The sequence below is a fragment of the Pseudooceanicola algae genome (genome assembly GCF_003590145.2).
GTDB classification, from domain to species: domain Bacteria; phylum Pseudomonadota; class Alphaproteobacteria; order Rhodobacterales; family Rhodobacteraceae; genus Pseudooceanicola; species Pseudooceanicola algae.
Map to the genome: position 1 here is coordinate 14,874 of NZ_CP060439.1, position 13,481 is coordinate 28,354.

Below are 13,481 nucleotides of genomic sequence, written 5' to 3' on the forward strand. Positions count from 1 at the left end.
CTAGGAAAGGGAGGCCTTGGATTTCTTGTCCGGAGAATCCGAACGCCCGAACAGGGCAACAAGGCGGGTCGCGATCTTCTGGTAGGCCCGGCGCGGAATAAGCACCTGGGCCGCGATGACCATCGCCTGCTTGAACGGGTAGACCCCGCGCAGGGCCGAGGCCAGGTAAAGCCGGATCGCCAGCAGCCGGTTGGAATAGGAGGCGACCCTGGCGCATTGCCAGCCACGATAGGCCCAGTAGGCCCGGTCCGAAATATGGGTGCCGCGCATGGTCTCGATCCAGTCCAGCAGCGGCTGGTACTTGCCTTGCTTGGACACGCGGGTATCGCTGAAGACATCATCCAGGATGATCAGCGGCTCTTCGATGAAGACCACCTCGGCCCCGGCATTGGCAACGCGGATGGCGAAATCGGTATCCTGAGAAGAGGGCAGCGCCTCGTCAAAGCGCACCCGGCGCGCCAGGTCGGTCGGCAGCACCATGGTCGACGACTGGATCCAGCCCGCGGTGCACATCAGGTATTCATCCACGCGCTCGCCTTCGGCCAGACCGCGGGGCGGCTTGACCCACTGCTTTTCCACGCCGCGATCGACGATCATGCGGGAATAGATCAGCACGTCCTTGCTGGGGTGCGCCTTCAGCGTCTCGGCACAGACCGCAAGTTTCCGGGGCAGGAAGATATCGTCGGAATCCAGCAGCGCGATATAGGCGCCCCGGGCGGCGTCGAACCCGGTGTTGCGCGCCTTGCAGGCGCCGCCGTTTTCCTGGTGTATATAGACGAAGCGCGGATCGCCCAGATCGGTGACGACCTGTTCCAGAAGCGCGCCGTCCTTCGATCCGTCGTCGACCACCAGACATTCGAAATCGGCAAAGTCCTGGTCCGCGACCGCCTTCAGGACAGGCGCGATCCGATCGGCCCGGTTATAGGCGGGGATCACCACGGAAAAGAGCGGCCGCGCCTGGGTTGGATCGGTCATAGGAATTCCACGTCAGTCAAGAGGGGCAACAATCAAAGAAATCATCAAAAAATACACAGGCCGTGCCCTTTCAGGGCAGAAGGGGCCGGCGCGTGCGGTCTGCTCTCAATGTGCGGCGCTCAGTGGCCGGTGCGGTTCACGATGACTGCGATGGTGCGCCAGATCAGGCTCATGTCCCGACGGAAGGACAATGTCTCGAGGTAACTGTCGTCATAACTGATACGCTCGACGAAGGTGGTCTGACCGCGGCCTTCGACCTGCCAGTTGCCGGTGATGCCCGGACGCACCTTGAAATAGGATTCGCCGCCGGCCTGACGGTAGAGATGCTCTTGCGAGGTCATGAAGGGACGCGGGCCGATAAAGCTCATGTCGCCGGTGATCACGTTCCAGATCTGGGGCAGTTCGTCCAGACTGCTCGAGCGCAGGAAGCCACCGATGCGGGTGATGCGGGGATCCTTGGCAAGCTTCTGATTTTCATGCCATTCGCGCGCCACTTCAGGGTCACTGTCGCAAAGATCCTGCAGCGCCTGCTCGGCGTTGATGACCATGGTGCGGATCTTCCAGCAATTGAATATCTTGCCATTCAGGCCAATGCGCTTCTGGCTGTAGAAGCCCGGGCCGCGATCTTCGAGCCGGGTCAGCGCCCAGACCAGAGCGATCAGCGGCAGGAACAGGGGCAACAGGGTGAGGGCCAGCGCCAGATCGAAGCAGCGCTTGCCGAATCGACCATAGAACGAGTTGCGGCGGGAAAGGTCCAAGGGACGACTGGTCTTGCTCGCAGATGAGAAAGCCCGGTCCATGGACGTGAAATCGAATGCTTTCACGAGTGTGCCTCCAATAAGCCGAGCGCCATCGGCAAGATAAAAATAAATAGAACGCGCACTAACTGGTGCTTGTCAAACTTGAGCAGAAACTAGTGAATTTTAGTCAGAGTGTCGAGATGGGCAGGGGGGGACCAAGCGGGAAAGCGCCCTTGTTAGCGCCCACATCTCTCACCCCCAGAGGGAGCTTTGCCAGCGCGGATCGCGGTGATCGAAGCCCGGCTTCCAGTTCGAAAAGCCAGAATACCCCGCGGGGAATTTTGAATTATTAACCTTAAAACAAACGCTTATCCTGATTTCAGCGGAGGCCTTTTCACTCCACTCTTCTTCGTCGCGGAGCGTCTCTGAAAAGGGCCAGCCGAGGTGCTCGCTGCGCCGCGGCATTCGTTTTGCCAGTGCAGAATTTTTTTCCGCCCCTTGCGGCTGCATAGAAAAATGGCAAAATCCCGGTTGATGGGGGCTGCAACGGCCCTGTCCTGGCCGGCTCAGCGGGTCAGCCAAAGATTTCCTTGCGCAGGTTTCCGATCAGCCGGGTCCGTTCCGGCGTCTCGCCGGCCGACATGGCCAGCAGGTCGGGATCCGCGAAGTAACGGCGCAGGTCCTCGGTGGTCTCGGCCACGTGAATCCCCGGGATCCGCTGCATCTGGGCCACGGTGGCCAGTTGGTGATCGTTTCGGTGCTCACCCAGTTCGGCCCGGCGCGCCATGATGACCAGCGGCTTGCCGGCGTTGAAGCCCGACAGGATCGAACCAATGCCGGCATGGGCCACGATCACCCGCGCCGCGGCGAAGCGGTCGTTGAATTCCCGCGGGGTCATGTAATCGGTGACCTGCATGTTCTTCGGCTTGTAGCCGGACTTGCCGATCTGGCCGAAGATCTCTTCGTCCAGCCCGTCCACGGCATTGTCCACCGCCTCGACCAGCCGGTCGAAGGGCAGCTGCGTGCCCAGAGTCAGAAAGATCATAGCACGCTCCCCCAATGCTGGACGCGGCCGTCGCTTTCCGTGGCCAGGTGTTCCCACTGGGTCAGGACCACATGGCAGAACTTCGGGGCCAGGCGGCCGCTCAGGGACATTTCCTGGGAATTGGCGATACTGTCGACCCAGATCGTGCGGGCCCCCATGACGCGCCCCCAGAGCAGGCAGAGCAGGCCCGGCGCGGCCCCGGTCGAGATCACCACATCGGGACGCAGGCGCCGGATCACGCCGAAGGTCTCGGCCAGGCCGGCAAGCATCTTGAGCTTCTCGTTCTGGTTGTAGTCCTTAAGCGCGATGAACCGTTCGAAATCGTAGTTTTCGGCCTGGCCGGCATCGGTCGAGGCGAAGGTCACGTCACTGCCTTCGAAGGCGGGAGCCAGCTGCATCAGCTGCTGCCAGTGCCCCCCCGTCGAAGCGACGGCGAGGACACGCTTGCGTCGCGCGGAAGAGGCCATCAATCAGCCCCGAACAGGTCTCGGGTGAAGACCTTGTCGGGAATGTCTTCCAGGTCAGCCGTCAGCCGGTTGGCAACGACGACATCCGCAGCGTCCTTGAACGCCGCAAGGTCACGTTCGACCCGCGAGTTGAAGAAGCTGTCGTCCTTCAGGGAGGGCTCATAGATGATGACCTCGATCCCCTTGGCCTTGAGACGCTTCATGATGCCCTGGATCGAGCTCTGGCGGAAGTTGTCCGATCCGGCCTTCATGACCAGGCGGTAGATCCCGACGACCTTGGGCATGGTATCCAGGATCCGCGCCGCCAGGAAATCCTTGCGGGTCGTGTTGGCATCCACGATCGCGCGGATCATGTTCTGCGGCACTTCCGAGTAGTTGGCCAGAAGCTGCTTGGTATCCTTGGGCAGGCAATAGCCGCCGTAGCCGAAGGAGGGGTTGTTGTAATGGCTGCCGATCCGCGGGTCGAGGCCAACACCGTCGATGATCTGGCGCGCATTCATGCCATGGGCCATCGCATAGCTATCGAGCTCGTTGAAATACGCCACCCGCATCGCGAGGTAGGTATTGGAGAACAGCTTGATCGCCTCGGCTTCTTCGGGATCGGTGAAGAGCATCGGCGCCTCGTCGATCAGCGCGCCTTCCAGCAGCATGTTCGCGAAGACCTCGGCCCGCTCGGACTTTTCGCCGACGATGATCCGCGAGGGATGCAGGTTGTCGTAAAGCGCCTTGCCCTCGCGCAGGAACTCGGGGCTGAAGATCACGCGGTCGGTGTCGTATTCTTGGCGGACCCGGGTCACGAAGCCCACGGGAACCGTGGACTTCACCACGATGACAGCCTTGTCGCTGACCGAGAGCACGTCCTTGATCACCGCTTCGACCGAAGATGTGTCGAAGAAATTCGAGACCTCGTCGTAGTTGGTAGGCGTCGCGATGATGACGTAATCGGCATCGGCGAAAGCCGCCTTGCCGTCCAGCGTTGCCGTCAGGTTCAGCTCACGCGTCGCGAGGTATTCTTCGAGCTCCTTGTCTTCGATCGGGCTCTTGCCCTCATTGACGAGCGCCACGCGATCTTCGCTGATATCGACAGCGGTAACCTCATGCTTCTGCGCCAGAAGTACGGAGTTGGACAGCCCCACGTAACCAAGACCTGCGACAGCAATTTTCATTACGAATACAATCTCTTGCTAGTTTTAAAATAGGCGGTATGGAGGATTTTTAGCCAATAGCTACGGGATAAGACCTCCGCTGGACGGGAACAAGCCAGAAATTCCCATTAAGAGCAAGTAAACCTCGCTTTCACAGCCAAAAGCTTATCCGAGCAGCAGCTTCCTGCCGCGAGCGACATGTTCCCGCCGAGAGCCTTTGTTTCAGCCCGGGAATCGGGATAGCTGATACGGGAATATTCCGGCAGATGGGAAGAAGATGGTCACCAGGCGCAGCTTTCTGGCCGGTGGCGCGGCCGGACTTGGGGGGGCAGGGCTGACTGGCAGCCCCGGCCTCGCGGCGGAGCAGGAGGGCGAAACCTTCCTGCGCGAATACCGCTTTGCCTTCGCGGCGGCTTCCTTGCTGGCCGGTAAGGCCGGCGCGATCCCGCCCCGGGCCCGGCTGAGCCTGCGGGACGGGGTGACCGGCGCGGCCAGCACGGTCTATGCAGATGGCCTTATGAGCCAGGTGCGCGACACTCCGATGATCGCCGATGACACGGGCGACCTTGGTCTGTGTTGCCTGGCGGACGGGCTTTACGACATCGTGCTCGAGGATGCGGCGGGGGAGCAGGTTCTGGCCCGGCGGCGCCTCGGCATACGCACGGCCTTTCGCCATGAAAGCGCAGGCAGTTTCCAGTCTCTCGCGGACCTTCTGGAAGACCGCAGCCTGGGTTATCAGGCTGACGCCACGCCCGTGGACCCGGCCTATCGGCAGGCCTGGCCCGGGGCCGTTGTACAGGTAGCCCAGGGCGGGTTCAGCTATGTCATCCTGCCCCCCGAAGGCGGGGGCGCGGCCCACCTGGTCACCGTCGGCGGCGTGCGGATGCAGGTACAGCCCGACCCGCGCGGACGCTATCCCCTGGCCGCCTTTCCGGGAGATGCCGATACCGCGTTGTCGCTGGCCCTGGAAAGCGGTCCCGTGCTGCTCGAAGAAGGCCATAACTACCGTTTGAGCCGGGGCATCACGCTGCGGGACCGCCCGGTCACGATCATCGGCAACGGAGCCCGGCTGCTGCGTACCGCCGGGGCCGAGAACCGCCCGGTGCTCGATATCTCCTTTTCCCTGTCCGATCCTGTGCCGGTGCGGGACCTGACCCGCACCCGGCTCTGGGCCGGCCATCCCGTCACGCGGCTCACCTCGGGAAAAAATTTCACCTCCGGAGACCGGCTGGACATCCTTGGCCAGAGCTACCGTTTTACAGAAGAGGCACAGGCGAAAGGGACGGCCGGAACCCCGGGCGCAAATCCGGACCGCACGCTCCGGGGTGGGCCAGATCGGGACAGGCTGGTTCCTCTGGCCCCTTCCCTGCCCGAGACGCTGGACAACCTGGCCGAGGCACTGAAAGCTGGCGGCCAGGGCCGGGTGCATGCGACGCGCGAAGGGGACGACGCCCTGGATGTCACCGCCTGGGAGGAGGTCGTTTCGGACGGGGCCTGGCAGTTCGACAGCACCGCCCCTGCCGCCGAATGGAAGCGACAGTTCTCGCCCACGACCGGCAGCCGGATCACGCTGGACCCCCGGGACGTCACCGCCCTGGGGCTGCAGGTGGGTGATGTCGTCAAGATCGTCTCGGATGATCCGATCCCCTGGTCCCAGGCCAAGAACAGGGAATACGTGGGCGAAACCTTCCGCATCGATGCGCTGGAGGATGGCCGGCACCTGTTCTCGTCCCAGCCGCTGGCGATGCATGCCCATTTGCGCAGCAACCCGCGCCTTGTCCGGCTGACCGACCAGCCGGTGCTGATCGAGGACCTGGAAATCTCGGATGCGCCGGAGTTCGATCCGCAGATCAACAGCCCGCACATCTTGCTGACCGGTGCGGTCCGGCCACGGCTGCGCAATGTCGGAACGCAGATGGGGGCCGCAGGACACCTGGAACTGCTGAGCTGCTACAAGGCCCGGACCGAGGGCGTTTACGGGGCCAACCTGCGCACCTCGACCGCCAAGCGGTACAATGCCTTTGGCTATGTGCTGATCGAATACGCCTGCACCGGCGGGGTCCATACCGGCCTTTACGGGGCGCGGTGCCGTCATGTCTACACGACCGGTGCACGGGGCCTTCGGGACCTGCCGGGAACCGATCTGACCCGCTACGGGGGCGTGATCGGCGCCGAAGTCGAAGGCGTCGGGGACGACTGCGAACATTACGCCTTTGACACCCATCCCGACGCCCTGGGCTGCCGGTTCGACGTGAAGGTCCGCCCCGGCTATCGCGGTATGTTGGCCTCGCTCTTCGGGGTGCAGCTGCGCGGGCAGGATCATGTGCTGAGGGCGGATGTCACCGCCCAATCCTGCCTGACGGTCGGTGTCTACGGCACGGGCACCGGCGGACACCAGATCAAGATGACCTTCCGGCGCCCCGACAATGGCGCGGGCGAGAAGACGCCCGTGCTGCGCTTCACCAGCACCTCGACGGACCGGGCCAGCTGCCGGTTGTCCCTGGAAGCCCAGGTCGAGGGGTATGCGGGGTCCCTGATGCATGTCGACGGGGTCGATCTGGTCTGTCCCGACCTCACCCTGTCCTATGCCCCGACAGAGGATGCCAGGGCCGCCGCCCTCTTCTATCCGCAGAACTGTCGGATCGAATGCGCTGCGCTTGACTGGGACATGGCCGGCACCCGGGCCCATCTGCCACGTCTCGTGCGGCAGATGGGCCCGGACGGCCGGGTGATCATCGACCGGGCCCGGATCCGCAATGCCCCGCGTTTCCTGATCGGGGACCTGGGGAACGAGCCCGGCGCCGAGGTCCGGATCGCGGACCTGCTGAGCGAGGATGACATCTACATCGGGCCGCAGTCCGAGGGGTTCGACCTGTTCGTCAATCGCGTTCCCGGCTCTCGCGGCGGCGCGGCGGTCCGGCGGCTGACCGACCGATCTCCGGCCCCCGGCTTCCTGACATTCCTCTCCCGGACGGCCACGCGGGCCGAATTCTTCTGGCAGGGACGGCTGGACCCGGTCATCCATCTGGTCGCCTGGAACCTCACGGGGCAGGAGGTCAGGATAAGCGCCCTCAGCCCCCCCGCCTTTGACGGGCAGAAGCTGCAGGTCACCCTGCCCTTGACTCCACCGCCCGACACGACTGCGAAAAAGCCCGTTGCCGGCTATCTCTTGCAATCCGGGCAGTCCCTGTCCCCGGAGACCGGGTTGGCGCCGGGGCAAGGCCTGACCCTGATCGGGTACCATGGCAGCTGGCTTCCCGGCTGACCGGCGGAGGGGAGTGCCCTACCTGCATTTTCTGGACTGCCGGGCGCGACGTCGGGACAAAGCAGGGAACTCCGGCATCATCTCTGATCCTGCCTGAGGTTTCGTTCAGGCAATTCAGGTAGTCCTCGACTTCGCTGAAGTAGCGTTGAAATTCTCCCCGAACCTCTGCATCGAAAAAACCAGCATCAAGGAGATGTCCAGCCGCGCGCGCGCCGAAACCGACCATGGCTGGGATTTTTTGCCTGCTTATCCTCGACGAGGATCGGAGACATTCAACCGCAAGTCACCCGCGCTCCGGGGCAAGGCGGCTGTCCAGCTGGAAACCCCAACGGGTGAGGGGACCGTGACCGAACGCAAGCACCGGTTCAGGGAGCATTGCGTACCAGAACCGCAGGAGAAGCTGCACAAGTCGCGCCGAGGATCCAGGAGTGGCGGTACAAGGTGCCCAAAGACCCGTCCAGCGCGACAACCAGCGAGGTCTGTCGGCTCCCGCCACCTCTCCTGATCGCGGCGGTATAGTTGCCATAATCGACCCCTAACCGCCGCATTCTTCCCTGTTTCAATGCGTCCAATAACATTGCATTATCGGTGCTTCCGGTGAACGCCGGTTTGCTGCCATGACAGTCGCCCGCCTTGGGTGAAACAATGCCATGGCAGCCTGCAGCAGAGGCCTCCGTGCTTGGCGGTTACGCGAAATCTTCGCTCAGCCCCGCGCGTAGATATCCTCGTAGCGGATGATATCATCCTCTCCCAGGTAAGCGCCGGTCTGGATCTCGATCAGTACCATGGGCACCCGTCCCGGATTTTCCAGTCGGTGGCGGGCGCCGCAGGGAATGTAGATCGACTGGTTCTCGGTCATTAATGTAACCGTGTCGTCCAGGGTGACCCGCGCCGTGCCCGAGACCACGACCCAATGTTCCGAACGGTGAAAATGGCTTTGCAGCGACAGCACGCCGCCGGGATGCACGACGATGCGTTTCACCTGGAAACGCGTGCCATCGGCCAGCCGTTCGAACCAGCCCCAGGGTCGGTGTTCCTTGGGAAAGCTGGTCGCCTGGCGCGCGCCCTTTTCCTTGAGCAGCGCGACGGCCGTCTTGACCTCCTGGGCGCGGGACATGTCCGCCACCAGAACGGCATCCCCGGTCGCCACGGCCAGGATATTGTCCAGCCCGATCCCGACGACCTCGACCTGGTCGTTCTCGGAGCGCAGCAACGTGTTGCGGCAATCGATCGCCGTCGCCTCGCCGGAGGTCGCGACGCCCTCCGCATCCGGGGCGCTGGCCTGCCAGACGGCATCCCAGCCGCCGAGATCCGACCAGCCCCCGGTGAAGGGCACGACCGACAGGTTTGCGGCCTTTTCCATGACCGCGTAATCGATCGAGACATCTTCGGCCTGCTGCCAGGGCTCGGGGGCCAGGCGCAGGAATCCGAGGTCGGTCTTCGCCTCCTCGACAGCCGCCCGGACCGGGGCCATCAGTTGCGGCGCGAAGGCGTCGAAGGCGGCAATCGCATCTCCGGCGCGCAGCAGGAAGATCCCGGCGTTCCAGAGATAGTTCCCCGCCGCGACCATTTCCGCGGCCCGGTCGGCATCAGGTTTCTCGACGAAGCGCGACAGGGCCAGAGGCGCACCGCTGGCGTCGAGCGGCCCGGACAGTTCGAGGTACCCATAGCCGGTCTCGGGGCGGGTCGGGACGATTCCGAAGGTGACCATGTCCCCTGCCCTGACGGCGGAAAGGCCGCGCGCCACCGCGGCGCGGAAGGCGGGGATGTCGGGAACCACGTGATCGGAAGGCGCGACCAGCAGGATCGCCTCGGGGTCCGTGGCGGCCAGCCGCAGGGCCGCGGCCAGGATCGCCGGGGCGGTGTTGCGGCCTTCCGGTTCGATCAGGATCTCCCCCGGATCGATACCCGCCTCGGCCAGTTGCTCGGTCACGATAAAGCGGAAGTCGGAATTGGTCAGCACCATGGGCGCGGTAAAGACCAGGTCCTCGTCACCGCCGGAAAATCGCCGGGCCGAGGCCTGAAAGAGGGTCTCGGTCCCGGTCATGGGCACGAACTGCTTGGGATAGCTTTTCCGGGACAGTGGCCAAAGCCGCGTTCCCGAGCCGCCACAGAGCAAGACGGGGGTAATCGTCGTAGGTGCCATCCTGTCGTTATCCTCTCGGATTAAAGTGCATTGCGGCAACTGTTAGCCAGTGCCTTTCCGATCTCAAGGCCCAATCCCGGCGCCGGACCTCGCAAGCCTGCGTGACGCGCTGTCCCGGGCAGGGGGCAGGATGCGCCGCGCCTTCCCCTATCTACCCGCAGGTTCCGCGATGCAACGCCACCTTCCGCCCGGCCTCACGGAAAACCGCCGCCAGGCATTTCCCTATGGCGGCTCGTATCCTGCCATGGCGACATCCTGCAGGGGCTGCCATTCGGGGTGGCGCTGAAAGAAATCCGGATCCCGCAGGGCAAAGGTCCATAGCCCGGTGACCCGGCCATCGGCATGGACCCGCGTCGGGAACCCCAGGAAGAGACCGCCGACCTGTTTGCCAAGGCACTTCCAGACCCGCCCCTGCCCCGGCAGGGCCACCCCGTCATGCCCGCCGGGGTAGCGCGCGCCCGGCGACAGCCATATCAGGCAAGGGGTGCCCTCGAGTGTCTCTTCTTCGGTCATTATATAGACCGGCTGGTGATAGAAGTTGGTGATGGCCATGTGCGGCCTCCTGGAAATGTTTCGCGCGCGAAACAGCGCCATACTCGAACCACGCCCCAAACGGCCCCCGGTCGCCGCGATCAGCCCGTGGCCTTCTTGCGCAGAAAGCCCAGAAAGGCCCTGTCGACCGACCGCAACCGGGGGCGACCCGAGCCGGCCCAGAAATCGCGCCATTCGGCCTCCAGCGCATAGACATCCGCGCCGGGCATCAGGCGACGCGCCTCGTCCAGAGCTTCGGGTGACAGCGGCGGCGCCTCGGGGCCGGCTTCCACCACCTGGGCGCGGCGGGAAAAGCGAATGATATCCCCCGGCTCTTCCACCATCTCGTAATCCGGCAGATGGCCGCTTTCGATCATGTCGCGGATCATCTTGCGGAAGACCCGGCGCGGGCTGGCGCTGCCCGACTTCTTCAGCAACACCTCGACCGAGACGCGCCATTCGGGCTGCCGTCCGCAATGCTTGCGGGCCAGTTCATAAACCCGCCGTTCCAGAGGTTTGCGCAGGCGGAAATAATCGCGGCTGAGCGTCAGCACCGATTTCGACATCACCGCCCGGAACAGCCAGTCCGACAGCGTCACGGTGACGGAAACCATGCGCCCGCCGCGGGTCTTCTTGACGATCTGCCAGGTCTCGATCAGGCCAAAACCGGTGGTGGCCTCCTGCTCTCCGGTGACGATATTGGTGGTGATCCTGGTGCCCGCCAGCCGTTCAAAGCTTTCCTTCAGGCGGCGATAGGCATCGCCGCTGGTCTCGCGGTTGGTGGCCACCAGCAGGTCATGGGCCCGCAGGGTCAGCGTGCGGCCGACCGCCCGGCCCGCGTTCACCGCCGCCATCAGCTGGCTGATGCAGAAGATCAGGATGTCCTTGTCGTGGATCGTCGCCAGGCCCTTGACCGAAGGGGTAACCTCAACCTTGGTGCCACGATGTTCATAGGACAGGATGCGCCGGTCAGGCCGGGTCGACAGCGAAAAGACGGGATGTTCCATCGTCGCCATGTCATCCTTGGGGATGGCATCGAAGATGTCGCAAATGAAGAAATCCACCTGCCTGTGACGGTCCGGCAGAAGGGTAGGCCCCTGCCCTGTCCCGTCCGGAACACTGATCGCACTCATGGCCTGCCCGCCTTGCTGCCCGTTTCGCCGCCTCTTTTCCGAGGCCCTGAACCCGGTCCGGATGCCCGCTGTGCCTGTTGCGGAACCCCGGCCTTTTTCGTGGTTTCATTGACGCTCACCCTAAGGCTGCGACACCCTCTGGTCCAGCTTTTCCAACGGGGGTTCGGAATCGCTCTGTCGGGGGTTCAGAGTCACCCTATCGTGGGTTTGGAATCGCAAGCCGATCCTGAGATCGTCAAAAGCCCATCTGAAACAAGGAATTGCCCGAAAGCCTCTGACTCCGTAACACTATAAATAACACAAATATAACTCTCATATTTTTTCGAGAGACATGAAATCTGCCGTCTTTCCCGGCTGGAACCCTCCGATTTTCATAGAAAACCAGAAGGACATGCGTATTAGCGTTTCACGTGCTCTCTTTTGTGGTACATTCATGTAAACAGAGCACTTATTATGGCCTCCCAAAACGGAACGGCCCGACAAGAACTTTCCGGAGGCACGGATGAAAGACGAGCAACCGCCCTATTTCAACATCGATCCCGACCGCGCCCTGCGCGACCTTGGCGCCCCGGCAACCAGCGCCCGGTTTGCCGAGATCGCAGAAGCCTGTGCAAGGGGACGCTCCGACCTTTCCTCGCGCGGGATGCAGGAAAGCGGGAGAAAGCGCCTGCGCCTGTTTTCGACCTGGGAAATCACCCGCTATCTCATTCCCGTGGCGACGCCGCATTTCCGGCGCGTGCTGAAAGCCAATCCGGATCTGCCCCAGGGACGTTCGGAAACCGAAAGCGGGGCCAAGTGGTTCACCCTGGACGAGGTCCTGCGTCTGCGCGCCCATTTTGCCGCCGAAGGGTCGAAGTCGAAGGAATACCTGCCCTATCGCCCCGAGGGGCTGCCGGCCAAGATGGTGGCAGTGGCGAACTTCAAGGGCGGGGTCGGCAAGACCTCGACCGCCGCGCACCTGGCGATGTCGGCCGCACTCGATGGCTACAAGGTGCTGGTGATCGACCTGGATTCCCAGGGGTCGATGACCTCGATCTTCGGCGGTCAGATCGAAGATGAATGGCAGACGGTCTTTCCGCTGCTGGCGCGTCACTACGGCGAATACCTGCGCCAGGACAACCAGCGCCGGCTGGACCGGGGTGACCCGCCCCTGCCCCTGGACGACACCCTGTCCGAGGCGCTTTCGGTCAAGGCCGCCGATCTGATCAAGCCCACCCACTGGCCCAATATCGACCTGATCGGCGCGCAGCTGAACCTGTACTGGTCCGAGTTCCAGATCCCTGTCTGGCGGATGCAGGCGCGCGGCTGGAAGCTTTGGGATGCGCTGACCGAAGTGCTCGAGGCCGACGGTGTGCTGGATAATTACGATGTGATCTTCCTCGATACGCCCCCGGCGCTCGGCTACCTGACGATCAACGGGTTGTCGGCGGCGGATATCCTGCTGGTGCCCCTTGGGGCCTCCTTCCTGGAATTCGACAGCACGGGGCGGTTCTTCGATATGCTGCATTCCACCTTCGCTTCGATCGAGGAAGGGGAAAACATCGCCGCCCGTGCCCTTGGTCGGCCGGAACTGTCCTTCGAATGGGATGCGGTGCGCGCGGTGATCACCCGCTACGACGGTGCCCAGCAGGGCGAATTGGCGGCCCTGATGCAGGCTTATCTCGGCCCCGTCCTGACGCCGGAACGGCAGGATTTCACCGCGCTCATCGGCCAGGCCGGGGAACAGGTCTCGGGGATCTACGAAGCCGACTACCGGGATTTCAACCGCGAGACCTATGCCCGTGGGCGCGCGACGTTCGACGAGACCTATGCGGCATTCAAGCGATTGCTGCTGGCCACCTGGCGGCGCGACGAACTGGCCGCGAAAGAAGCGGAGCCGGCGGAATGAGGCGGCTGGCGGGAAAAGGGGGCCAACCCCCCTCTCGCTTTGCGATAGTCCCCCGGAGTGTTCTTGACAGGATGAACGGGGGACGGGATTTGTTTCGCGCGCGAAACAAACGGGCCGTTGACTGTGCGCGCCGCCAGAGCCCCGTC

11 protein-coding genes are annotated in these 13,481 nt (G+C 63.4%); 2 read left to right on the plus strand and 9 right to left on the minus strand.

What is annotated here, in order from left to right; genetic code table 11:
- The 6 genes from PSAL_RS19075 to PSAL_RS19100 all read right to left on the minus strand — a co-directional run bounded on the left by PSAL_RS19075 (position 1) and on the right by PSAL_RS19100 (position 4,393).
- Positions 1 to 975 (minus strand): glycosyltransferase family 2 protein, encoded by a 975-nt coding sequence (locus PSAL_RS19075; protein ID WP_119840352.1) that lies wholly within the window; start codon positions 973 to 975, stop codon positions 1 to 3.
- Between the two features lie 119 nt (positions 976 to 1,094).
- A complete protein-coding gene (locus PSAL_RS19080) occupies positions 1,095 to 1,733 on the minus strand; it encodes a sugar transferase (protein ID WP_231388722.1) in 639 nt (212 codons plus the stop codon).
- A gap of 234 nt (positions 1,734 to 1,967) precedes the next feature.
- A complete protein-coding gene (locus PSAL_RS19085; RefSeq protein WP_147407659.1) occupies positions 1,968 to 2,297 on the minus strand; it encodes a hypothetical protein in 330 nt (109 codons plus the stop codon).
- On the minus strand, positions 2,290 to 2,760 hold the full coding sequence (locus tag PSAL_RS19090; protein WP_119840354.1) for a glycosyltransferase: 471 nt from the start codon (positions 2,758 to 2,760) through the stop codon (positions 2,290 to 2,292). Before PSAL_RS19090 ends, PSAL_RS19085 begins: the two co-directional genes overlap by 8 nt.
- Positions 2,757 to 3,158, minus strand: coding sequence for a UDP-N-acetylglucosamine--LPS N-acetylglucosamine transferase (locus tag PSAL_RS19095; protein ID WP_231388723.1), 402 nt, complete (start codon positions 3,156 to 3,158; stop codon positions 2,757 to 2,759). Before PSAL_RS19095 ends, PSAL_RS19090 begins: the two co-directional genes overlap by 4 nt.
- A 68-nt stretch (positions 3,159 to 3,226) precedes the next feature.
- Positions 3,227 to 4,393 carry a nucleotide sugar dehydrogenase gene (locus tag PSAL_RS19100; protein WP_119840356.1) on the minus strand — a complete coding sequence of 389 codons (1,167 nt, stop codon included), beginning with the start codon at positions 4,391 to 4,393 and terminating at the stop codon, positions 3,227 to 3,229.
- 256 nt (positions 4,394 to 4,649) lie between these two features.
- On the opposite strand from PSAL_RS19100, the gene PSAL_RS19105 reads away from it, so the two are divergent.
- Complete coding sequence (locus tag PSAL_RS19105) at positions 4,650 to 7,637, plus strand: hypothetical protein (RefSeq protein ID WP_119840357.1); 2,988 nt, start codon at positions 4,650 to 4,652, stop codon at positions 7,635 to 7,637.
- 703 nt (positions 7,638 to 8,340) lie between these two features.
- Here the strand turns inward: PSAL_RS19105 and PSAL_RS19110 are convergent.
- From PSAL_RS19110 to PSAL_RS19120, 3 genes are all read right to left on the minus strand, one after another.
- Positions 8,341 to 9,783 carry a mannose-1-phosphate guanylyltransferase/mannose-6-phosphate isomerase gene (locus tag PSAL_RS19110; protein ID WP_119840358.1) on the minus strand — a complete coding sequence of 481 codons (1,443 nt, stop codon included), beginning with the start codon at positions 9,781 to 9,783 and terminating at the stop codon, positions 8,341 to 8,343.
- 222 nt (positions 9,784 to 10,005) lie between these two features.
- Positions 10,006 to 10,335: a hypothetical protein gene (locus tag PSAL_RS19115; protein ID WP_119840359.1), complete on the minus strand. Its 330-nt coding sequence runs from the start codon at positions 10,333 to 10,335 to the stop codon at positions 10,006 to 10,008.
- An 80-nt stretch (positions 10,336 to 10,415) separates the two neighbouring features.
- The gene (locus PSAL_RS19120) at positions 10,416 to 11,447 is read right to left on the minus strand and encodes a replication initiator protein A (RefSeq protein WP_119840360.1); all 1,032 of its coding nucleotides are present in this window, start codon (positions 11,445 to 11,447) and stop codon (positions 10,416 to 10,418) included.
- Between the two features lie 502 nt (positions 11,448 to 11,949).
- Here PSAL_RS19120 and PSAL_RS19125 point away from each other — a divergent pair.
- Entirely contained in the window at positions 11,950 to 13,335 is a 1,386-nt protein-coding gene (locus PSAL_RS19125; RefSeq protein WP_119840361.1) for an AAA family ATPase, read from the plus strand.
- Positions 13,336 to 13,481: the final 146 nt, after the last annotated feature.